This is a genomic window from Mesorhizobium sp. WSM3879 (genome assembly GCF_002294915.1).
GTDB lineage: Bacteria > Pseudomonadota > Alphaproteobacteria > Rhizobiales > Rhizobiaceae > Mesorhizobium.
Genome location: NZ_NSFZ01000001.1, coordinates 555118 through 578298 on the forward strand (window position 1 = coordinate 555118; position 23181 = coordinate 578298).

At 64.3% G+C, this 23181-nt stretch carries 18 protein-coding genes; 13 read left to right on the forward strand and 5 right to left on the reverse strand.

Annotation, left to right across the window (positions count from 1 at the left end; all coding sequences use genetic code 11):
* The first annotated feature begins 68 nt into the window (after positions 1–68).
* Positions 69–281, forward strand: a complete 213-nt coding sequence (locus CK218_RS31020) for a hypothetical protein (RefSeq protein ID WP_095783597.1) — start codon at positions 69–71, stop codon at positions 279–281.
* Positions 282–380: 99 nt separating this feature from the next.
* Here CK218_RS31020 and CK218_RS02670 read toward each other — a convergent pair whose 3' ends face one another.
* Positions 381–1565, reverse strand: coding sequence for a Gfo/Idh/MocA family oxidoreductase (locus CK218_RS02670; protein WP_095826760.1), 1185 nt, complete (start codon positions 1563–1565; stop codon positions 381–383).
* Between the two features lie 304 nt (positions 1566–1869).
* Between CK218_RS02670 and CK218_RS02675 the strand changes: the two genes are divergently transcribed.
* From CK218_RS02675 to CK218_RS02710, 8 genes are all read left to right on the forward strand, one after another.
* Positions 1870–2757: a MurR/RpiR family transcriptional regulator gene (locus tag CK218_RS02675; RefSeq protein WP_095826761.1), complete on the forward strand. Its 888-nt coding sequence runs from the start codon at positions 1870–1872 to the stop codon at positions 2755–2757.
* A 71-nt stretch (positions 2758–2828) separates the two neighbouring features.
* Positions 2829–3611, forward strand: a complete 783-nt coding sequence (locus CK218_RS02680; RefSeq protein WP_095826762.1) for an SDR family oxidoreductase — start codon at positions 2829–2831, stop codon at positions 3609–3611.
* On the forward strand, positions 3608–5143 hold the full coding sequence (locus CK218_RS02685) for a mannitol dehydrogenase family protein (protein WP_245434847.1): 1536 nt from the start codon (positions 3608–3610) through the stop codon (positions 5141–5143). Before CK218_RS02680 ends, CK218_RS02685 begins: the two co-directional genes overlap by 4 nt.
* Before the next feature lie 18 nt (positions 5144–5161).
* Positions 5162–6076 (forward strand): sugar phosphate isomerase/epimerase, encoded by a 915-nt coding sequence (locus CK218_RS02690; RefSeq protein ID WP_095826764.1) that lies wholly within the window; start codon positions 5162–5164, stop codon positions 6074–6076.
* Positions 6077–6145: 69 nt separating this feature from the next.
* Complete coding sequence (locus CK218_RS02695; RefSeq protein WP_095783499.1) at positions 6146–7180, forward strand: ABC transporter substrate-binding protein; 1035 nt, start codon at positions 6146–6148, stop codon at positions 7178–7180.
* Between the two features lie 153 nt (positions 7181–7333).
* Positions 7334–8881, forward strand: a complete 1548-nt coding sequence (locus CK218_RS02700; protein WP_095826871.1) for a sugar ABC transporter ATP-binding protein — start codon at positions 7334–7336, stop codon at positions 8879–8881.
* The gene (locus CK218_RS02705; RefSeq protein WP_067003944.1) at positions 8878–9864 is read left to right on the forward strand and encodes an ABC transporter permease; all 987 of its coding nucleotides are present in this window, start codon (positions 8878–8880) and stop codon (positions 9862–9864) included. The genes CK218_RS02700 and CK218_RS02705 overlap by 4 nt, the downstream gene beginning before the upstream one ends.
* Positions 9861–10847: an ABC transporter permease gene (locus CK218_RS02710; RefSeq protein WP_095826765.1), complete on the forward strand. Its 987-nt coding sequence runs from the start codon at positions 9861–9863 to the stop codon at positions 10845–10847. The genes CK218_RS02705 and CK218_RS02710 overlap by 4 nt, the downstream gene beginning before the upstream one ends.
* A 9-nt stretch (positions 10848–10856) precedes the next feature.
* Here CK218_RS02710 and CK218_RS02715 read toward each other — a convergent pair whose 3' ends face one another.
* Together CK218_RS02715 and CK218_RS02720 are read right to left on the reverse strand one after the other, a co-directional pair.
* Entirely contained in the window at positions 10857–12926 is a 2070-nt protein-coding gene (locus CK218_RS02715) for a response regulator (protein ID WP_095826766.1), read from the reverse strand.
* A 23-nt stretch (positions 12927–12949) separates the two neighbouring features.
* Positions 12950–18436 carry a HAMP domain-containing protein gene (locus CK218_RS02720; protein WP_348628709.1) on the reverse strand — a complete coding sequence of 1829 codons (5487 nt, stop codon included), beginning with the start codon at positions 18434–18436 and terminating at the stop codon, positions 12950–12952.
* Here CK218_RS02720 and CK218_RS31455 point away from each other — a divergent pair, their 5' ends adjacent.
* On the forward strand, positions 18437–18655 hold the full coding sequence (locus tag CK218_RS31455) for a hypothetical protein (protein WP_348628588.1): 219 nt from the start codon (positions 18437–18439) through the stop codon (positions 18653–18655).
* 158 nt (positions 18656–18813) lie between these two features.
* On the opposite strand, the gene CK218_RS02725 is transcribed toward CK218_RS31455, so the two are convergent.
* Entirely contained in the window at positions 18814–20313 is a 1500-nt protein-coding gene (locus CK218_RS02725) for an ATP-binding protein (protein WP_067003950.1), read from the reverse strand.
* A gap of 208 nt (positions 20314–20521) precedes the next feature.
* Here CK218_RS02725 and CK218_RS02730 point away from each other — a divergent pair, with 208 nt between their 5' ends.
* Entirely contained in the window at positions 20522–20776 is a 255-nt protein-coding gene (locus CK218_RS02730) for a hypothetical protein (protein WP_095783502.1), read from the forward strand.
* Positions 20777–20872: 96 nt separating this feature from the next.
* Here CK218_RS02730 and CK218_RS02735 read toward each other — a convergent pair whose 3' ends face one another.
* The gene (locus CK218_RS02735; RefSeq protein WP_095826768.1) at positions 20873–21358 is read right to left on the reverse strand and encodes a hypothetical protein; all 486 of its coding nucleotides are present in this window, start codon (positions 21356–21358) and stop codon (positions 20873–20875) included.
* Positions 21359–21557: 199 nt separating this feature from the next.
* Here CK218_RS02735 and CK218_RS02740 point away from each other — a divergent pair, with 199 nt between their 5' ends.
* Positions 21558–21923, forward strand: a complete 366-nt coding sequence (locus CK218_RS02740; protein ID WP_067318812.1) for a RidA family protein — start codon at positions 21558–21560, stop codon at positions 21921–21923.
* A gap of 29 nt (positions 21924–21952) precedes the next feature.
* Complete coding sequence (locus CK218_RS02745) at positions 21953–23176, forward strand: amidohydrolase/deacetylase family metallohydrolase (protein WP_095778767.1); 1224 nt, start codon at positions 21953–21955, stop codon at positions 23174–23176.
* Positions 23177–23181: the final 5 nt, after the last annotated feature.

Here is a 23181-nt window from a genome sequence, read left to right on the forward strand (position 1 = left end):
CGGGCAGATACCGGTCGCCCAAACCGCATCTCGCGGACTGCTCCGCCAGCGCAACGAGGGACCAGCTTATGGCTATTCTCCCCACTCCCGACCCCACGCCAACGCCGGTCCCCACGCCGCCGCCGTTTCCCGACCCAAAACCGATGCGCGAACCGGATCCGGAGAGGCTGCCGGACGAGGAACCCGTTCCCAATCCGGATGAGAACGACGTGCCTCCCAAGCACTCGGGTGCGCTCGGTGCAGGGCCACGAGGCCATATCGGTGCGGGACGTCATCGATGAGGCCGACCTCGGCCGTTCGGCTGATTGGCCACACGTCGGCCGGTCGCGCCGCCGCGCATTGTAAAGCGGATTGAACGATCTAAAGCACCAAGCCGGCGTCTATTCAAACCGCGCCGGCGTCCAGGCTCCTCCAGCCGCGTTCGACTCCACTGCCGCCGCCACGAACTTCACACCACGAGCGCCGTCGACGACGTCCGGTACCTGCGCCGCGCGCCCAACATCAACCGCAGTGCCCGCTCGATGCGCGCGTATGATGTCGGCGGCATCGCGGTAGAAATTGGCGAAGGCCTCGATATAGCCCTCGGGATGCGCCGCCGGCATGCGCGAGACGCGCCGGACTTCCGCCGTCGGGCCGTGGCCGCCGCGCACCAGCGTGCGGGCCTCCTCGCCATACGGCGCGAAGCGCAGTTCCTCTGGCCGCGTGCCCGACCATTCGAGCCCGGCCCGGTCGCCATAGATGCGCACCGAAAGATCGTTGTAGTGGCCGGGCGAAGTCTGGCTGGCGAGGATGGTGCCGCGCGCCCCGCCGGTCCAGCGCACCAGGACATGCGCGTTGTCGTCGAGGCGACGACCTGGCACGGCGGTGAAAAGGTCCGCCGATACGGCGTCAGCCTCGAAGCCGGAGATGAAGCTCGCCAGGCTGAAGGCGTGCACGCCGATGTCGGCAAGCACCGCCGATTGCCCGGCGCGCGCAGGGTCGGTGCGCCATTCGGCCTGCTTCTGGCCTTGCGCGTCGATCGGCTGCGTCAGCCAGTCCTGGATGTAGGCACCGTGCACGGACAGGATGCGGCCGAGTTCGCCCGCTGCCACCATTTCGCGCGCCTGCCGCGCCATGGCGTAACCGGTGTTGTTCAATGTGACGAGGAAGCGGCGCTTCTTCGCCTTGGTGAGCGCCACCAACGCCTCAGCTTCGGCAAGCGTCGTCGACAGCGGCTTGTCGCAGATGACGTCGATGCCGGCTTCCAGGAAAGCAGTGGCGATCGGCGCATGCAGATGGTTGGGCGTGACGATGACCACCGCCTCGATGCCGCCCGTCCGCGCCGCTTCGGCCTTTGCCATCGCATGGTAGTCGGCATAGCTGCGCTCCGGCGCGATGCCGATCTCGGCGGCCGATGCCGCGGCGTTTTCGGCATCCGAGGACAGCGCACCCGCCACCAGCGCGATCTGGTCGTCGAGCCGCATGGCCAACCGATGAACCGCGCCGATGAAGGCGTTGCGACCGCCGCCGACCATGCCGACCGTCAGGCGCTTGCGTAAGGTTCCGTCAGCGGTTGCGTAGACCATGGTTCGGGTCCTCCCGGATGCCGTCCAGCACAGGGACTATAGGAGGCGCCTCCCCAATTTCGAACAGCCTTTCCAAATTTTGTTTTGTAAAACGATCGTGCCGCACTAGCCTTGTGCGAGACCGGTGGAGGAGGGTTCGGATGGTGAAGGGTCGCATGGCTACCCGCCGGCTTGTCGAGGCGATGGAAGCAAGACAATCGCTTCAAGTTTTGAATTCTCCCCTTTTTCCAACCGTCGGCGACTCGCGATCTTCACCGCAAGTTCGGGTCGCCTCACGTACAACAGCTCAAATCCGGCCCATCTTATGAGCGGCGCACGAACCTCACCCGGCGAGAGCGTTACCCGGAAACGCGGCCGTTCGCTGGCGGCACTTGGCCACACGAAACCACAAACCTATGAGGAGCTGCGCGCGGTGCTCTCCTCCGGCACCGTGCATTTCCCGAAAAGGATGCGCCAGGTCGCCATCTTCCTATGGCAGCATCCGAGCGACGTTGCGCTTGGCACCATCGCCCAGGTGGCGGCGCAGGCAGGCGTGCAGCCCTCGACGCTGGTACGCTTCGCGCAGATCTTCGGCTATGCCGGCTTTTCCGACTTGCAGGGCCTGTTCAAGGACCACATGAAAGGCTCCTGGCCGGAAGGACGCACGCGCGACAACAAGGAACCGGCAGCAGCCGAACCCCACGCCGACTTGCATTTCCTCAACGGCATGGTCGGCGCCTCGCAGGCTTCGCTCAACCGCATCGGCAATGGCTTCGACACCGACAGCTTCGAGAAGATGGCCGACCTGCTGGCGGGAGCCGAGCTGATCTATGTGATCGGCAGCAAGCGCGCTTTCCCGGTCACCACCTATCTGTCGCTGACGCTGTCGCAACAGGGCGTGCGCAACGTCTTGGTCGACAATGTCGGCTCGACCGCGCTCGATCAAGTCGGCTGCATAAGCCAGCGCGACGCGGTGCTCGCCGTTTCCTTCAGCCCTTACAACTCGATCACCCCAGACCTGGTCGCCCTCGCGCAGGATCGCGGAGCACGCATCGTCGCCATCACCGACAGCACCTTCTCACCGCTGGTGAAACTCTCCGACACCTGGCTGGAAGTGGTGGAACAGGACTTCGCAGGCTTCCGCTCGCTCGCCGCTTCGCTCGCCGTCGGCATGGCTTTGGTCCACGGCGTCGTCGCGCGGCGGACAGGCTGATCGGCGCAGTTGACTGCAAGGAACTGCTGTTCCATATTCGAGAAAATAGAAACTTTGTTCCGGGAGGAGGAATGGAGGTTCGGCTCGACGGCAAGGTCTTGTTGATCACCGGTTCGACGCAAGGGATCGGCCGCGCGATTGCCTGGACGGCCGCCCGTTCCGGCGCCGAAGCTTTGCTGATCACCGGCCGCAACCGGCAGCGCGGCGAAGCGGTCGCGGCGGAACTGTCGGCGATCGGGGCGCCGTCCGCTTTCCTGGCAGCCGACCTCGGCGACCCGGAGACTCCGGCCCTGCTCGCCGCCGCATGCACCGAGCGCTTCGGCCGCATCGACGGGCTGGTCAATGCAGGGGCTCTGACCGACCGGACCTCCTTCGTCGATGCCGGCCTCGACGACTGGACATCATTGTTCGCCGTCAATGCGCGTGCGCCGTTCTTCCTGATGCAGGCGGCGATCGCCGACATGAAAAAGCGCGGACAAGGCGGCGCCATCGTCAACATCCTGTCGATCAATGCGCATTGCGGCGCGCCGGACCTCGCCGTCTATTCCGCCACCAAGGGCGCTCTGGCGACGCTGACCAAGAATGCCGCCAACGCGCACCGCTTCGATCGCATCCGCGTCAACGGCATCAATGTCGGCTGGACCGACACGCCCGCCGAACGCGTCATGCAGGCCGAAACGCTCGGCCACGGCCCGGGCTGGCTAGACGCGGCCAATGCCGCGCAGCCCTTCGGCCGGCTACTCTCCGTTGCCGACGTAGCGAACCTCGCCGTCTTCCTGCTTTCCGACGCGGCCGGGCCGATGACCGGCGCGCTGATCGACCAGGAGCAATGGGTGATCGGAGCGAACCGGTGAGCATCTCACCCTCCGCCAATCTCGGCCCCGCCCTGCTCGGCGTTGTGCCGCCTGAAGTCCGCAGACCGGCTTACGCTCGCTCGGCGCTGCAGCCGGGCATTGCCCATATCGGCGTCGGCGCCTTTCACCGCTGCCACCAGGCTGAATACACCGATGACCTCCTGGCGGACGATTTAGACCGCTGGGGACTGGTCGGCATCAACATCCGGCCTCCCGTGCTCGCCGCGACGCTCGGCCGGCAGGACGGCCTCTATACGCGGCTCATCCGTCAGAACAACGAGGTCGAGGCCCGCGTCATCGGCAGCATCGTCCGCGTGGTCGACAGCCAGCACAGCGCCGCGCCCGCACTCGAGGTGCTCGCCTCGCCTGATATCGAGATGGTCACGATGACGGTGACCGAAAAGGGCTATTGCCACATCCCGTCGAGCGGCGCGCTCGACCTAGACCATCCCGACATTGTCCACGACCTCGCCAACCCTGAGGCCCCGCGCAGCGTGCCCGGCATCCTGGCACGAGCGCTTGAGCTGCGCATGGGCTCGCATGGCCGCCCGGTGACGCTGCTTTCCTGCGACAACATCCCGGCCAACGGCACTATCCTCGGCAATGTCGTGCAGACATTCGCCGAGCGGCGCGGCAACGGCTTGGCGGACTGGATCGCCGCCAATGTCGCCTTCCCCTCGGCCATGGTCGACCGCATCGCGCCGGCAACGACCGAGGCCGATATCGAGACGGTCGAGCAGCGCTTCGGCTATCGCGACAGCGCCGTCGTCGTCGGCGAGCGCTTTCGGCAATGGGTGATCGAGAACCGCTTCGCCGGCCGCGTGCCGCGCTGGGACCGCATCGGCGCCGCTTTCGTAGACGACGTCACGCCGTTCGAGCATCTCAAGATGCGGGTGCTGAACGGCGCCCAGACGACGCTCAGCTATCTTGGCGTTTTGGGCGGCTTCGAGCACACATCGGATGCCATGGCCGACCCGTTGCTTGCCACCTTCGTCCGCCGCATGCTGACGGAAGAGACGCTGCCGACGCTGATGCCCGTGCCCGGCATCTCGCCGTCGGCCTATGTCGAGCAAAGCCTTTCGCGCCTCGCCAACACGGCGATCCGCCACCGCAATCACCAGATCGCTACCGACGGCTCGCAGAAGATCGTCCAACGCCTGCTCAACCCGGTCAGTGATCGCCTGGCTAAGGGCCAAAGCATCGCGCTGCTGTCGGTTCCGGTCGCGGGCTGGATAGCCTATCTGATCAAGGCATCGTCGCGCTTCGGCCGCGCCTGGCAGGTGTCCGATCCTTTTGCCGAAAAGATTGCGGCCATCGCCGATCGCGTTGGTTCGGACAGCAGGGCCCTTGCCAATGCAATCCTTGCCGTCGAAGCCATCTTCCATCCGTCACTTGCCGCCAGCGACATGTTCCACGCAAATGTCGTCACCAGCCTCGATGGTTTGCTGTCAGATGATCCGATGGCCTTTGTCAGACATGTGTGCGCTGATCCAACAGATGCACGGTTGAAGCGACCAGCACGATCTGCATAGTACGAAGCGGGAGGCATCATGAAGCTTGGACTGCTCACGGCACCATTTCCGGATATTTCCCTCGGCGATGTCGCCGACTGGGCGAACTCGGCCGGCTTCGAAGCGCTCGAGATCGCCTGCTGGCCGAAGACTTCGGGCGCCAGCCGCCGCTATGCCGGCACCAGCCATATCGACGCCGCCGGCACCTCCCCCGCGCAAGCCAAGGACATTGCCGCCGAGCTCGCCGGCAAGGGCCTGACGATCTCCGGTCTCGGTTTCTATCCCAATCCGTTGCATCCCGATCAGGCGCATCGCGATGCGGTGATCGATCACCTGAAGAAGGTGATCGTGCTGGCAAGCCGAATGGGTGTCTCGCCCGTCAACACCTTCTGCGGCGGCGACGCCTCGAAGACTGTCGACGACAATTGGCAGGCCGCGCAGAAAATCTGGCCCGCGATCATCGCCCACGCGCGCGAGCACGGCGTCAAGCTCGCCTTCGAGAACTGCCCGATGATCTTCAGCTATGACGAATGGCCGGGCGGACACAACATCGCCTATTCGCCCTATGTCTGGCGCCGGATTCTCGAGGCCTGGGGCGGCGACGTCGGCATGAATTTCGACCCCTCGCATCTCGTCTGGCAGATGATCGACAAGGAACGCTTCATCCGCGAGTTCGGCCCGCACATGCTGCATGTGCATGCCAAGGACCTGATGATCGATCATGATGGTTTGTATGAGCGCGGGATCCTTTCCGCAGGCATAGGCTGGCAGGTGCCACGCATGCCGGGGCTTGGCGACATCAACTGGAGCAGCATCTTTTCGGGCCTTTACCGGGCTGGATATGACGGGCCGGTGGTCATCGAGCATGAGGACCGCCGGTTCGAGGGAAGCGACGAGAAGGTCAAGCGCGGTTTTCTGCTGGCTCGCGACGTGCTGCGCCCCTTCGTCAAATGAGGGGACAAACGGCTAGGCTTCGATCGTTTCGGAGCCCAGGAACTGAAATCAATGTGGAGGAGTACTGAAATGAAGAAATACCTGACCATGGCCCCGCTGCTTGCCGGCGCTGCCTTGCTTGCCTCGGTGGGCGTGTCGTCCGCCGAAGGCAAATACACGATCGGCATCTCCAACACCGTGCAGGGCAATGGCTGGCGTGAGGAAATGATCTGCGCCATGAAGGCCCAGGCGCTCGCCTCCGGCGAAGTGGCGAAGCTCAACATCGCCCACCGCAACACCGACGCCGCCGGCCAGCTCGAGGACATCCGCAATCTGATCAGCGCCAAGGTAAACGCCATCGTCGTCAACCCGGCCGATCCGGCCGGCATCAAGGCCGGTCTGGAGGAAGCCACCAAGGCCGGTATCGTCGTCGTCGCTGTCGACCAGGCGGTGACCGAGCCGTCCGCATACATCATCTCCAACAACCAGGAACAGTATGCCTATCTCGGCGCCAAGTGGCTGTTCCAGCAGATGGGCGGCAAGGGCGAGGTGCTGTACATGCGCGGCGCCGCCGGTGCTTCCGCCGACAGCGACCGCGACAAGGGCTTCAAGAAGGCGCTGGCCGAATTCCCCGACGTGAAGGTCGCGCAGGAAGTCTTCACCGGCTGGCAGCAGGACCAGGCCAAGCAGCAGATCCTGTCCTTCCTCGCCACCGGAACGCCGATCAACGGCATTTGGACCTCCGGCATCGACAACGTCATCGTCGACGCTCTGGTCGAGCAGCAGGCGCCGATGGTGCCGGTTGTCGGCGCCGACAATGCCGGCTTCGTCGGTCAGTTGAACACGGTTAAGGGTCTGGTCGGCGCTGCCGTCACCAATCCCGGCTCGATCGGCGGCGCCGGCGTTTCGCTCGCACTGCAGATCCTCGACGGCAAGAAGCCGGCGCAGCAAACCGTTCTGGTCGAGCCGCAGCTCTGGGAAAATGTCACGGAGGAAGGCAAGGCCAAGCTGAAGGCGGCCGCCGACCCGTCGCTCAGCCCCGAATGGCCGGTCTCGATCTCTATCCCGGACTGGACCACCTACACCAAGGAGCAGATCGTCGCCTGCAAGGGTCCGGGCGAATAGTCGCCTGAGCGACTTCAACTCCGCAGATGTCGCAAAAAGCATCCTACGGTTTTGCGATAAGGAGCTGCGGGAGATAGGGTCGCCGGGACGGCAGGTGCGAACCTGCCGTCCTTGGCGCTTGATGCGAGAACGCTGGTTTTGACGACGAACGAATTGCCGAACCATACATTGCTGGACGCCACCGGCGTGGCGAAGAATTACGGCGCGGTGTCGGCGCTGCGTGACGCATCATTATCGGTGCTGCCGGGTGAAGTCCATGCGCTGATGGGCGCCAACGGCGCCGGCAAGTCGACCCTTGTTAAGATCCTGACCGGTGCGATCCCGGCGGATGCCGGCCGCATCCTGATCCGCGGCGAGGCGCGCGATGTCCGCTCTCCGGCCGCCGCGCGTCGCGCCGGCCTGCTGCCGGTCTACCAGGAACCGGCGCTGATCCCCGACCTCGATGTGCTTTCCAATCTCAGGCTCACCGGCACGCCGGTCGAGCCGTTCCGCGCCTGGGTGCGCGAGCTCGGCATTCCGAACCTCGACATACGCGAGACCGCGCGCGACATTCCGCTGGCCGTCCTGCGTGTGCTCGACCTAGCGCGCGCGCTCGCCGCCGAGCCCGACGTTCTGCTGCTCGACGAGATGACGGCCGCGCTGCCCGCCAACCTTGCCGAAAAGGTGCTGGAAGTCGTTCGCCGCCAGGGCGACAGCGGCCGCTCGGTCATCTTCATCTCGCACCGTTTCGTCGAGATCTCCGCGCTATGCGACCGCGCCACAGTGCTGCGCGACGGCGCAACCGTCGGCGTCGTCGACATCGAGCCTGGCGTCGAGGAAAAGATCGTCGAGATGATGCTTGGCGCCCGTATCGAGAAGACCAGCGTCGCCGCGGCGCGCACGGCAAGCGAAGCGCCGGTCGTGAAGGACAGCCACCCTCGGCTTTCGGTCCGCAACCTGCAGCTCGGCACGAAGCTGCATGACGTCTCTTTCGATCTCGCCAATGGCGAGGTGGCCGGCGTCGTCGCGCTCGAGGGCCAGGGCCAGGACGAGCTCTTCGCCGCCCTTGCCGGCTCGATCCGCCCGGCCGGCGGCACGATCGCCGTCGATGGCGCGCCGGTGAAGTTCTTCCATCCGAGCGATGCCATCCAGGCCGGCCTCGCCTACGTGCCGGGTGACCGCACGGAGGCTTTAGCCATGCAGCGTTCGGTGCGCGAGAACATCGCGCTGCCTTTCAGCGCTGCGCTGCGCAAATGGGGACCGATCAAGGTGCGCCGCGAGCATATGGTGGTTTCAAGCGCCATCGCCCGGCTGCAGATCGACACCCGCGCGCAGGGCGAGGTCCAGCGCCTTTCCGGCGGCAACCAGCAGAAGGTGACGATTGCCCGCTGGATCGCGGCAGATGCCCGCACCATCCTCTGCTTCGACCCGACGCGCGGCATCGATGTCGGCACCAAGCAGGAAATCTACAAGTTGCTGCGCGAGCTCGCCGGCCTCGGCAAATCGGTCCTCTTCTACACATCCGAGCTGGAGGAAGTGCAGCGTGTCTGCGACCGCGTCATCGTCATCTTCGGCGGCCGTGTCGTCGACACCTTCCCGGTCGAGCTCGCCGACGAGCCGGCTCTGATGCGGGCCGCCTACGGCCTGCCGCGCGGCGCCAAGGCGGATGTCGGCATCCTTGCCGATGTCAGGCCAACGTCCGACGCGGAGACCACGCCATGATGCGCTTTCTGCGCCGCCAGGGCTGGGTCGCTGGCCTGCTCGCCCTGCTCGTATTCCTGTTCGTCGTCACCAAGCTGATCCAGCCGGGCTACGGCAGCGGCGACTTCGGCTCGCTGGCGCGGGCGGTTCTCCCCTACGCCTTCGCCGTCGCGGCGCAGACTGTGGTGGTCATCGCCGGCGGCATCGACCTGTCGGTGGCCGCCATGATGGCGCTGACCAGCGTCACCGCCGCCTCGATGATGAACGGCGCCAGCGAGGAATATGCGTACTTCGTCGTGCCCTTCGTGCTGGCCATGGGCCTTGTGCTCGGCGCGCTGAACGGCCTCCTGATCGTCGTGACCCGAGTGCCGGATATCGTGGTTACTTTGGCCACGCTATTCGTCCTGCAAGGCGCGGCGCTCCTGGTGCTTGACGCGCCCGGCGGCGCAGCCGCCGAGTGGCTGAAGGCCACCGTCGTCGGCACCATGCCGATCCCCGGCCTGCCGGATTGGGCCGATGCCTGGGTCCCGAAGGCGCTGGTGCTGCTGCTTGTCTGCCTCTTCGTCATCTGGATCCCGCTCAGGCGCTCGCGGCTTGGCCTCTCCATCTACGCCATCGGCAGCAACGAGCTCGCCGCCTTCCGCAGCGGCGTGCCGGTGGCCCGCACCAGGATCGTCGCTTACGCGCTCTCCGGCCTGTTCGCAGCACTTGGCGGGCTGTCGCTCACCATCAGCACCGGCATCGGCGCGCCGATCCCCGGTCCCTATCTGCTGGCCAGCGTCGCGGCGGTGGTGCTGGGCGGCGTCGCGCTCGGTGGCGGCAAGGGTGGGCTGCTCGGGCCGATCATCGCCGTCTTCGTGCTCAGGCTGGTGCGCACCGACCTGACGCTTCTAGCCATCGATCCCAACGTCACGGCCATCATCGAGGGCGCGATCATGGTCGCCGTGGTGATGTTCGGCGCCTTCATCACCATCCGGGGCCGCCCGGCAGGAGCAACACCATGACGAACAGCGCGACCATGCCCCAGCCGGTCTCGCTCGGCCGCCGCCTGAAGCGCTTCATGGCGGACCGGCCGCTCATTCCCCTGATCGTCCTGCTCGTCATACTGGTGCTGATCCTGCAGGTTCTTCGCCCCGGGATCGTCAACGAGCGCTGGATCGCGAACACCGCCAAGTTCGCCATTCCGCTGGCAATCCTCGCCGGTTGTCAGACCATGACGATGCTCACCGGCGGCATCGACCTCTCGGTCGGCACGGTGGCGACGATGAGCGCCTTCATCATGGCTACGCAAATCGTCAACCAGGATCCGACGGTGGCTTTCATCCTCGCCATGCTGCCGGCGGTGCTGATCGGCCTCGTCAACGGCGTCGGCGTCGGCGTCTTCCGCGTCCATCCGCTGATCATGACGCTCGGCACCAGCCTGATCGGCACCGGCTTCCTGCAGGTCTACCAGCGCACCGTGATCGCCTCCGGCGCCAAGATTCCGGATTTCCTCAACTGGCTCGGCACCGGTCTCACCTACGGCTTCCCCAACGCGCTCTTCCTGTTCGTGCCGGTGGCGGTGCTGATCGTCTTCACCTTGAACCGTACAGGCTTCGGCCGCCTGCTCTACGCCGTCGGCGACAATGAGCGCGCTGCACGGCTTTCGGGCGTCCGCTACTGGCAGGTGATCACGGCGCTCTATGTCATCTCCAGCCTGCTCGCCGGCATCACCGGCCTGCTCTATATCGGCCTGATCAAGGCGCCCTCGCTGTCGCTCGCCGAGCCGCTGGTGCTACCTTCGGTGGCTGCCGCCGTCATCGGCGGCACCTCGATCTTCGGCGGCCGCGGCGGCTATATGGGAACCATTGTCGGCGCGCTGATCCTGACAGTGCTGACGACGCTGCTCACCATCCTGCATATGCCCGAAGGCGGCCGCCGCATCCTCTTCGGCTTCATCGTGCTGATCGTGACCGCGGCCTATTTGAGGATCATCGAGGACAGGTAACAGGGGAAGCTATGCCGAGGCGTTGATTAGCTTGCCGCGCGCTGCGGCATGTATGGCCATAACAAGGTCTTTTTCGTCGAACGGCTTGCCGACGAGCGCGACATCGAGGGGGCGCTCCACGATTTTCTCCGCATCCGCATAGCCGGTGATCATAACCGCGGGCCAGCCGGCACGCAGATTGCGGGCAAACCGGATCACGTCTATGCCCGAGATAAGGGGCATGGCAAAGTCGGTGACGATCACGTCGAATCGATCCGGCTCTCTCTCAATGGCGGCAAGCGCTTCGGCTCCGCCGGAAGCCCCTACGACCTCGAAGCCGGACTGCCTGAGCGACATGGCCGTCATTTCTCTCAAGGAGTGGCTGTCATCGATGAGCAGAACGGTCAGTGATCGTTCGCCAACCGCCGTGGCGCGCTCCGCGTCGGCAGCCTCGACAGCCTCTGCGCCGGCAACAGCGATAGCCTCGGTGACATCCTGCGGCTGATTGGATCGGGGCAGCCACAGTTCTATGATGGTGCCGCGGTCCACCTCGCTCTCTATCCTGAGCGTGCCGCCCGACTGCTTGGCGAAACCATAGACGGTGCTGAGACCCAGCCCCGTGCCCTTCCCGATCGGCTTGGTTGTAAAGAACGGCTCGACCACCTTGCTTATCATGTCGCCGGCAATTCCGGTCCCGGTGTCCTCGACAGCGACCACCACATAGTCGCCGGCCGGCAGTTCGTCGCCCGCGTGGCCGACGCTGCGGTTGCTCGTCCGGACGAGAACCGTGCCTCCCGAAGGCATTGCGTCTCGCGCATTGAAGATGAGGTTCATCAAGGCGAGCTCGAGCTGCGCCGCATCCACATACACGGGCCATGTGTCGTCACTCACCAGCCACTTGAAGCGCACGAGGCCTCCAAGGACCGGGGCAACCAACCCGTTCATCGTATCCCCAAGGCTCGACAAGGGTACTGCCACGGGCTTCAGGTCCTGGCGTCGCGAAAAAGCGAGCATGCGCTGGACGAGATCCCTGCCTTGCCCGGCGGAGCGGCGTGTCATGTCGAGGATCTTGGTAGCGTTGCCGTCCAGCGTCAGCTGTCGCTCGAGCAGGCTTAGGCCGGAAAGGATCGCCGCGAGGAGATTGTTGAAGTCATGGGCGAGTCCGCCGGTCAGTTTGCCGATCGCATCGAGCCGCTGCGACTGCAGCAGCTGGCTCTCCAGGCGGCGTTGCTCTGTTATGTCTTGCATGGTGCCAAGCAACTCGAGCCCAGCGTCATCTTTGGAAACCACGCCCCGATCGAAGAAGATGCGATATTCATCATTGGCGCACCGCCAGCGAAATTCGCAGCCATAGGACCCCGTCTCGCATGCCGCCGAAAGCGACCTGGTTACCTCCTCGCGATCGTCGGGGTGAACCCGGCTGAGCCCGAAATCCGGATGCGACAGGAAACGGCTCGGCGGGAACCCTGTCAGCCGCTCGACGCCTTTCGAGACGTAGCGTGCGGCGAAAGGCGCCTCAGCCGAGCGGGCATGAAAACAAATTGGAAGCGAGGCAAGAATAGCCTCCTGCCTTGCTTCCGAATGGCGCAGCGCCCGCTCGGCATCGAGTTTGTCCGACTTGGCCTTCAGCGCCTGTTCGAGCAGCCGCTGCTCCCGCGCCGCGTTTCGCTCGATCTCGCGCGTCTTCTCATGAAGATCGACGAAGACCATAACCTTGGAGCGAAGCATCACCGGGTCGAACGGCTTGAACAGGTAGTCGACAGCGCCGACGTCATAGCCGCGCAGCATATGCGCCTCTTCCTTGCTGATCGCGGTAAGGAAGATGATCGGCGTGTTTTTCGATCGTTCACGCCGGCGGATCAGCGTGGCCGTCTCGTAGCCGTCGAGGTTCGGCATGAGCACGTCGAGCAGGATGACGGCGAAATCTTCCTTGAGCAGGAAGCGCAGCGCTTCCTCACCCGACTGGGCGCAGACGACCTCGCCGACTTCGCCAAGCACCTCCGCGATGGCAAGCAGATTGCGTTCGTCGTCATCGACCGCGAGAACGCGTGCCCGCAATCCTTCGACCGGTTCGCTTCTTTCTGCCTCGATCGCGGCCATTCCTTTTACCTGCCGGAGTGCTTTCAGATGGCGGTCATCAATGCCGGCGCGAAGGGCTCAGCCCGCGCTCGCGCGCGACCGATCCAAACCCGCAGCAACGCAAGCAGCAGATCGAGATCGACCGGTTTGGCGATGTAGTCGGATGCGCCGGCGTCCAGGCATTTCTGACGGTCGCCTTTCATCGCCTTGGCGGTAACCGCGATCAATGGGATGTGGGCTATCGCCGGCATTGCCCGAATCCGACGCATGGTCTCGTAGCCGTCCATTTCCGGCATCATGATGTCGATCAAGGCGACATCGACGTCGGGTGTTTCTTCGAGCAACGCGATGCCGTCCCGGCCCCGTTCGGCATGCTGCACATCAATGTCGTAAGTCTCCAGCACGCTGGTCAACGAGTAGATGTTGCGAATGTCGTCGTCGACGATCAGAACCTTGGCGCCGGCGAGATCGGCATTGTCGACCTGCTCGGTGGCCAAGATCTGTTCGCTCTGCGTGTCGCTTGGCAGTGCCGCCGAGATCAGGAGCCCGAGCTGGCCGAAGTTATCGGCACGTGGGACATCGCCCAGTGCCGGATGCAGCGCGACCTGCTGCAGAAACGCGTCCGGGTGCGGCGTGAAGAACAGCAGGCGCGGTAGAGCGTCGCTGAATTGAGACACGATTTCGTCGAGCATCTGGGCGTTGTCCTTGGCCGAACGCCCAAACCCGAAAACAATCGCGTCATAAGCGGCGGCGCCCGGCTCGTCCACGTTGGCGGCGACACGACCGACCGCGGTGACCGAGGTGATGCCATCTCGAATGGCTTCCACCAGGGCCAGGCGGCGCTCGGGGTCAGGATCGGCGATCAGCACGTTGCGCTGCACCCTCAGGTTCCGCGAATGGATTTCCTCGAAAACGCGGGCGAGCTCGCCGGCCGAAACCGGCTTGCTCGAAACGCTTGCAGCGCCCCTGCGCGTCAGCACTTCGAGATCTTCGGCGCCGGAGATGACATGGATCGGAATGCTCCTGGTCTTCTGGTCATGCCGCAGAAGGTCGAAAAGCACCCAGCCGTCGATGTCTGAAAGGCCGAGATCGAGCGTGATGGCATCGGGCATCAGCTTGCGGGTCAGCGCAAGCGTGCCGGAGCCGGCGGTTGAAAGCACCCCCTTCAGTCCGGCGGATCGAGCAAGACCGAGCAGCAGCCCTCCGAAAGTCGGGTCGTCCTCGACAATAAGCACCACCCTGTCCGAGGGATTGATCGAGTCACGATCGTCCGCAAGTTCTGGGGTACCCGAGCTGTCTGCTGGCTGGACGCCCGCCGCGATGACTTCGGCAGGCGAAAGCTCGATCGGCGCCGCCAGGCTGCTGCTGCGCGGGCCGTCGAAGGGGATGACCAGGGTGAAGGTCGATCCCTTGCCTGGCTCGCTTTCGACGCGCAGCTCACCGCCGAGCAGCCGGGCGATTTCCCGGCTTATGGAAAGGCCGAGGCCAGTGCCGCCATATTTGCGGCTGGTCGTGCCGTCGGCCTGCTGAAACGCCTCGAAGATGAGCTTTTGCTTGTCTTCCGGAATGCCGATCCCGGTATCGGTAACGGCGATCGCCAGTGCCCGGGGCGGCGCCGCACCGTTTTTGCGGCCGGTTCTCTCGGCATGGATGTTCAGCATCACCTCGCCGTTGGACGTGAATTTGAAGGCATTGGACAGCAGATTGAGCACGATCTGCTGCAGCCGCTTTTCGTCCGTGCGGATCGTGTCAGGCAGGGCTTGCTCAATCTTGATGGTGAAGCCGAGCCCCTTGTCAGCCGCAAGCTGTCTGAAAGTCCGCTCCATATGCTGGCGCAGGTGTGCGAGCGGCATGTCGTTGATTTCGATCGACACCGTGCCGGACTCGATCTTGGAAAGATCCAGTATGTCGTTGATGAGGCTGAGCAGGTCGGTACCTGCCGAGTTGATAGTACGCGCGAAATCGATCTGCTTGTCGTTCAGATTCCCCTGCTGGTTGGTCGCAAGCAGATTGGACAGGATCAACAGCGAATTCAGCGGCGTCCTCAGCTCATGACTCATGTTCGCCAGGAATTCGGATTTGTATTTGGAAGTCAGCGCCAGTTGCTCGGCCTTCTCCTCCAGAGCCCGCCTGGCCATCTCGATCTCGAGGTTCTTGTTTTCCACCTGCTTCTTTTCATTCTCGAGCAGTTGCGCCTTTTCCTGCAGCTCCTCATTGGTGGCGTGAAGCTCTTCCTGCTTCTTGGTGAGCTCGGTCTGACGCGACTGCAGTTCGGACGTCAAAAGCTGCGATTGCTTGAGAAGCCCTTCCGTGCGCATGGTCGCGGCGATCGTGTTGAGCACGATGCCGACCGATTCCATGAGCTGCTCCAGGAAAAGGCGGTGCGTATCGCTGAACCGGCTGAACGAAGCGAGTTCGATAACCGCCTTGACCTCGTCCTCGAACAATGCCGGCAGGACGATGGCGCTCGCCGGCGGGGCCTCGCCCAGGCCGGAGGTGATGCGCAGGAAGCTCGATGGGACGTCATCGAGCATGATTGCCCGTTTGTCGGCGGCGCACTGCCCGATCAGGCCTTCGCGGAAGTCGACCCGTTGGCGGACGGTGGCCTTGCCTTCGGCGGCGTAGGACGCGGCCAGTTCCAGATAGGATTCTTCCTCGTCGCGATTGGTGACGTAGAACAGGCCATATTGCGCGTTCACCAGCGGCGCGAGCTCGGAAATGATCATCCGCGAAACCGTGGCAAGGTCCCGCTCGCCCTGCAGCATGCGCGAGAAACGGGCGAGATTGGTCTTCAGCCAATCCTGCTCGGCATTCTTCAAGGTCTGGTCCTTGAGGTTGCGGATCATCTCGTTGATGTTGTCCTTCAGCGCCGCGACCTCGCCGGAGGCCTGCACGCTGATCGAGCGGGTGAGGTCGCCCTTGGTCACGGCGGTCGACACTTCGGCGATGGCCCGGACCTGGGTCGTCAGGTTCGCCGCCAGCTGATTGACGTTGTCGGTCAGGTCGCGCCACAGGCCGGCGGCGCCCGGCACCCTGGCCTGGCCGCCGAGCTTGCCCTCGATGCCGACCTCGCGAGCCACGTTGGTCACCTGATCCGCGAAGGTCGCCAGCGTCTCGATCATGCCGTTGATCGTGTCCGCCAGCGAAGCGATCTCACCCTTGGCATCGACCGCAAGCTTGCGCTTCAGATTGCCCTGGGCAACGGCGGTGACGACGTCTGCAATGCCGCGCACCTGGTTGGTCAGATTGGTCGCCATCAGATTGACGTTGTCGGTCAAGTCCTTCCAGGTGCCGGCCACACCCTCCACCCGAGCCTGACCGCCGAGCTTGCCTTCGGTGCCGACCTCGCGAGCCACGCGCGTCACCTCGCCGGCGAACGAGTTGAGCTGGTCGACCATGGTGTTGATGGTCGACTTCAGCTCCAGGATCTCGCCTTTGACATCGACGGTGATCTTCTTGGACAGGTCGCCTCGCGCCACCGCTGTGGTAACTTCGGCGATGTTGCGAACCTGACCGGTGAGGTTCTCGGCCATCGAGTTGACGTTGTCGGTCAGGTCCTTCCAGGTGCCGGCAACGCCGCGCACCTGTGCCTGACCGCCGAGCTTGCCTTCGGTGCCGACCTCGCGAGCCACGCGCGTCACTTCCGAGGCAAAGGAGTTCAATTGGTCCACCATCGTGTTGATGGTGTCCTTGAGCTCCAGGATTTCACCGCGCACATCGACCGTGATCTTTTTCGACAGATCGCCAAGTGCGACGGCGGTCGTCACCTCCGCAATGTTGCGCACTTGGCCCGTGAGATTGGCGGCCATGGCGTTGACGTTGTCGGTGAGGTCCTTCCAGGTGCCGGCAACGCCGCGTACCTGCGCCTGTCCGCCGAGCTTGCCGTCGGAACCCACTTCGCGGGCGACGCGCGTCACCTCCGAGGCGAAGGAGTTCAACTGGTCCACCATCGTATTGATGACGTCCTTGATCTGCAGGATTTCGCCCAAGGCGTCGACGGTGATCTTCTGGGTCAGGTCGCCGGTGGCGATTGCGGTCGCGACCTTGGAGACGTCGCGCAATTGCACGGTCAAATTGCCGGCCATCGCGTTGACATTGTCGGTCAGATCCTTCCAGGTGCCGCCGACGCCCTCGACATGCGCCTGACCTCCCAATTTGCCTTCCGAGCCCACTTCGCGCGCCACGCGGGTGACCTCCGACGCGAAGGAATTGAGCTGGTCCACCATGGTGTTGACGGTGTTCTTCAGTTCGAGGATTTCGCCCTTCACATCGACGGTGATCTTTTTCGAAAGGTCGCCCCTGGCAACGGCCGTGGTAACATCGGCGATATTGCGCACCTGCCCGGTCAGATTGGCGGCCATCAGGTTGACGTTGTCCGTCAGGTCCTTCCATGTGCCGCCGACTCCGCGGACTTCAGCTTGGCCGCCCAGCTTTCCCTCGGTGCCGACCTCGCGTGCCACGCGGGTGACTTCCGAGGCGAAGGAGTTCAGCTGGTCCACCATCGTGTTGATGGTGTTCTTCAGCTCCAGGATCTCGCCCTTCACATCGACGGTGATCTTCTTCGAGAGGTCACCCAGTGCCACCGCGGTAGTCACTTCGGCGATGTTGCGCACCTGACCGGTAAGATTCGCCGCCATGGAATTGACGTTGTCGGTCAGGTCCTTCCAGGTGCCGGCGACACCGCGCACCTGTGCTTGGCCGCCGAGCTTGCCTTCCGTGCCGACCTCGCGCGCCACGCGCGTCACCTCGCCGGCAAATGAGTTGAGCTGATCGACCATGGTGTTGATGGTCGATTTCAGTTCCAGAATTTCGCCTTTCACGTCGACGGTAATCTTCTTGGAGAGGTCGCCCAAAGCCACCGCCGTCGTCACATCGGCGATGTTGCGGACTTGGCCGGTCAGGTTGGCGGCCATCAGGTTGACGCTGTCGGTGAGGTCTTTCCAAGTACCGCCAACGCCCTCGACACGGGCTTGGCCTCCGAGTTTGCCCTCGGTGCCGACCTCACGCGCGACGCGGGTCACCTCCGAGGCGAAGGAGTTGAGCTGGTCCACCATCGTGTTGATGGTGTTCTTCAGTTCGAGGATCTCACCCTTCACGTCGACGGTGATCTTCTTCGACAAGTCGCCAGACGCGACAGCCGTGGTCACCTCCGCAATGTTGCGCACCTGGCTGGTCAGGTTGGTCGCCATCGCGTTGACATTGTCGGTCAGGTCCTTCCACGTCCCCGCCGCCCCCCTGACGCGTGCCTGACCGCCCAGCTTGCCTTCGGTGCCGACCTCGCGCGCCACACGCGTCACCTCCGACGTGAAGGAGGCGAGCTGCTCAACCATGGTGTTGACGATTTTACCGATGCGCAGGAATTCGCCACGAAGCGGCCTGCCGTCAATTTCCACCATCATGGATTGGGACAGATCGCCCTTGGCGACCGCGCCGATGACGCGGGCAACTTCCGCGGTGGGCTGCACCATGTCCTCGATGAGGTCGTTGACCGAACGGACGCTCGATTCCCAGCTGCCTTTGGCGTTCCTCACATGGCCGCGTTCGCCGATGCGGCCGTCCTTGCCGACGACCCTGCTCAGCCGCGCAAATTCTCGCGCCATCTGATCGTTCAACTCGACGATCTGATTGAATGTGTCGGCGATCTCGCCGTTCAACCCTTCATAAGAATTCTCGATGCGGACGGAGAAGTCACCGTTTCGAAAGGCTTTGAGGGCGTTGAGAATCTGACGGGAATCGAATTGTTCCTTTGACGAACGAGAAACGCCCACACTCCCCTCCGCGCCTGCCCCGACAGCTATATTAAGCCGAGGGCCAAAACGCATCGCGGCCTGTTTGGTTCCGTGCCTGTTTGAACAGGTGGTTAATCAGATGTGGCGAAGCTTGCCGTAGAGACACTCAGGCCGGATTCTTATGCAGCCGAACTGCCCGGCTCTTCTTCTCCGCCATTCGGATCCCCCGGGGCCGTTGCCCAGGCGAGCTCGACCAGTGTCACCGTGCGGCGGCCAACACCGTCGATCTGGCAGACGATCAGCCCCTGCTCCTCGATGTAATCGAGCAGCCGCCGGGCGCGACGCAGCGAATGCGAGCCATAAGCGCGGGCGATCGCCGCGTCGCTCGGGCAGGGCCAGCCTTCCTTCGCCGCCCTCGCGATCATCATGAACACGCCCTGCATGTCCTCCGGCAGAAGCGATGCGCGCACGGAGACGTCGCGCCACGCGTCGTCCTCGGCCATGTCCGAGCCGACGCCGGCGCGGGCGCGCGTCAGCATGCGTCGGAATTCCGAAAGGTCGGGCACCACCGAAGCGAGTCCTTCGATTCGGCAGCGGACCACGAACTCCTGATAGAGCACGCCGATGACGCGGAATCCGGCATCGGGCTCAGCCAGGATAGCGCGCAGGATACGGTCCATCCGCCCGCGCCGCTCGGCAAGGTCCTCGGCGCTGGGCTGCGGCTCGGCCGGCTCGGGGCGGATGTCGAGCGGCGCGGCCTTGGCCGCCATCAACTGATCGAGCAGGTCGGGCGACGGCCGGCGCTGCGGGCGGACCGTCTCCGGCGGCGGTGCCGCGAGGATGATGGCGCGCGCATCTTCGAGCGTCGCTTCGGGCAGCGGCATCAGCCGCGGCGTGCCGTTGCGCGGGCTCGTCTCGGTCGATCCGATCCGCACGCTGAGCGGGCGACGCGACAGCGCCGGACCGAGCGCCATGAAATGCCCGCGGTCAAGGTCGCGGAAGGCTTCCGCCTGCCGCCGCTCCATGCCGAGCAGGTCGGCGGCGCGCGCCATGTCGATGTCCAGAAAGGTGCGGCCCATCAGGAAGTTGGAGGCCTCCGCCGCGACGTTCTTGGCGAGCTTCGCCAGCCGCTGCGTGGCGATGATGCCGGCGAGCCCGCGCTTGCGGCCGCGGCACATCAGATTGGTCATGGCGCCGAGCGAAAGCTTGCGCGCCTCATCCGAGACCTCGCCTGCAGCAGCAGGCGCGAAGAGCTGCGCCTCGTCCACCACCACCAACATCGGATACCAATGGTCGCGCGCGACCTCGAACAACCCGCCAAGGAAGGCTGCGGCGCGCCGCATTTGGTTCTCGGCATCGAGCCCTTCGAGGTTTAGCACTGTCGAGACGCGGTGGATGCGCGCTCGCTCGCCGGCCGCCTGCAGGCCGCGCTCGGTATGATCCTCGGCGTCGATCACCAGATGGCCGTAGCGCTCACCGAGCGAGACGAAGTCGCCTTCGGGATCGATGATGGTCTGCTGCACCCAGGGCGCGCTCTGCTCCAGCAGCCGGCGCAGCAGATGCGACTTGCCCGAGCCCGAATTGCCCTGCACCAGCAGGCGGGTCGCCAGCAGCTCTTCAAGGTCGAGGGCCGCCGGCGCGCCTGCCGACGTCTGCCCCATCTCGATCGCAACCGTCATATTCTCGACTCGGATAGTCTCCCTGCGCGGGAGGGACTTAGCAACCGACGCGCGGTGCGTCGAGCACGGGGCCAAGGGCTCGGCGCGATGTTCCACACTTAACGGCAGGCCATCGCCAGCTGAACTGGTCCGACCACCATTTCGCTGGCGCAATCTCCTGATCGGCGTATCATCCCTTGAGGGAGGGGTTCATGGCAGGAGGAGGCTTATGAACGTCGCTGCGGAGGTGCCCGTCGTAGACCTGACGGTGCAAGACATTGTTTCGTCTGCTCTTTCGAAATTTCGCGCCGGCGACACCGTTTCGACCCGGGCAATGCTCGACGCCATCCGCCAATCGGACCCCGCCTGCGGGGACAGCGACGACCATCTGGTCGAACTGATCGTCATGGCCGCTGTTGGTAAGACCATGGGCGTCGTCTTCGATCACCGCTCGCCCGACGAGCGGTTGCCGTGCCTGTCCTAAACCTCGTTGCGCTGAAAAGGATTAGGCGAGGCGCTGTAAATCTTTGTTTGAGGCATGTCGGTGTCCCAGAACGCGCGCACGTCCGGGCGACATGCATTAGCTTCCGAGCGGATGCGGCATATAACCGACGAAACCGGCGATCTTCCAGCGCCCGCCGACCTTGCGGCAGAAATAGAGCGTCTGCCATTTGAGGCGGTCGACGCCGCCATCCACCTTGGCGATCGAGCCGTCGAACTTCTTGTGCAGCACAGCACGATCGCCGTCGACGTCGATGTCGCGCAGGTTGGTGACGCGGAAAATCGCCTCGCGCAGCGGCTCGGCGAATTCCGTCGCGGCTGTCTCCTTGGCCTGCCGCAGCCATTCGTCGCGATAGACTTCCAGCCTGGGAAACTGCAGCCGCCAGGCGTCGGCATTGGGCAGGAAATGCGCATGCATGCCGAAGAAGCTTTCGGCAATGAAGTCGTCCTCGACCAACGACCAGTCCTGGCCGAGGAAGGCGTCGATGTCGCGCCGCACCAGCATTTCCCACAACGCATGGCGATCGGCATCGCCTTCCGGAAACGGATTCTTGTCAAAGGTCATGTTGGTTCTTCCCCTTGCGTTCGATCAGCAACCCACCGGTCCCATCGCCGGTTCGGGGTGCAGGATGCTCACGATTTGTAATAAAGCAACATGAATTTCGGAAAAATGTTGCTTTCCGACATTGCCTCTTGGAGGATCACCTCTACAAGCGTAGACGGCTGCAAAGAACGGTCCTTACGCTCGACAACAGGAGATTCATTTGCCCAAGCAGTGCTTTGGAAAATCGCATGTCCCGCTCTCGCCTGCCGTCCGCGCCGGCGATTTCGTCTATGTCTCCGGCCAGGTGCCGGTGGGCAGCGACGGCCTGGTAGTCAAGGGCGGCATAACTGACCAAGCCGAGCAGGTGCTGCAAAACGTCAAGGCTGCGCTGGCGCTGGCCGGATGCACCATGGACGACGTGGTGAAGACCACCGTCTGGCTCGAGGACGCCCGCGATTTCGGCGCGTTCAATACGGTCTATGCCAGGCACTTCCCGAACGACCCGCCGGCGCGCACCACCGTCGAGTCGCGCCTGATGATCGACATCAAGATCGAGATCGAGGCCGTCGCCTACCGGCCGGTCTGATCGGGGCCAGACAACAACGGAGGCGCGGAATGCAGTTCGACCTGTTGATCAAGGGCGGCCGTGTGATCGACCCGGCTTCCGGGTTGGATGCGCCGCGCGACATCGCCGTCGCCGATGGTCGAATCGCCGCGATCGAAGCGGCCATCGATAGCGAGACCGCCGGTGAGGTCGTCGACGCCAGCGGCTGCATCGTCACTCCGGGCCTCGTCGATCTGCACAGCCACGTCTACTGGGGCGGCACCTCGCTCGGCGTCGACGCTGACCGTCTCGCCGCCAAGAGCGGCACCACCACCTTCATCGATGCCGGCAGCGCCGGCGCCGGCAATTTCCTGGGGTTTCGCCGCCATGTCATCGAGCGTTCGAAGGTCCGCATCCTTGCCTACGTCAACATCTCCTTCGCCGGCATATTCGGCTTCGCCGAGACGGTATCCGTCGGCGAATGCAGCGATCTCAGACTCTGCGAGCCGCGCGAGACGGTGGCCGCGGTGCGCGAGCACGCCGCTGTCGTCGTCGGCGTAAAAGTCCGTTCCGGCAAGCATGCCGGCGGCACCAGCGGCATCGCGCCGGTCGACCTCGCGCTCGAAGCCGCGGACCAAGCCGGCCTGCCGCTGATGGCGCATATCGACGAGCCGCCGCCCGGCCGTTCGGAAGTGCTGCCCAGGCTCCGCCGCGGCGACATCCTCACTCACTGCTTCCGGCCGTTCCCCAACGCGCCGGTCTTCGCTTCGGGCGCGGTGCGGCCGGATATGCGGCAGGCGCGCGAGCGCGGCGTCATCTTCGACATCGGCCACGGCATGGGCTCCTTCGACTTCGAGGTGGCGAAGGCGATGCTGGCGGAGGGGCTGGCGCCGGACGTCATCTCGAGCGATGTGCATCTCTACTGCGTCGACGGCCCTGCCTTCGATATTCTCGTCTGCATGTCGAAGCTCATGGCGCTCGGCATGCCGCTGGTCGAGGTCGTGCGCGCGGCAACGCAGCGCCCGGCCGATGCGATCGCCAGGCCCGAGCTCGGGGCGCTTAAAGTCGGCGGCATCGGCGATGTCGCGGTGCTGAGGCTGCAGCCCGGCCGCTTCACCTTTGTCGATGCGGTCGGTGCGTCACTGATCGCGGACCAGCGGCTGGTCTCCAATGGCATCGTCATCGGCGGCAAATGGTGGCGGAACGAGGCGCCCGACCATAATGAGACCGAGCGCTTCGAGGCCCATGCGCACCATACGCATGTCGAGGTTGCGGCCCGGCACTTCGGGCGCTGATTGGC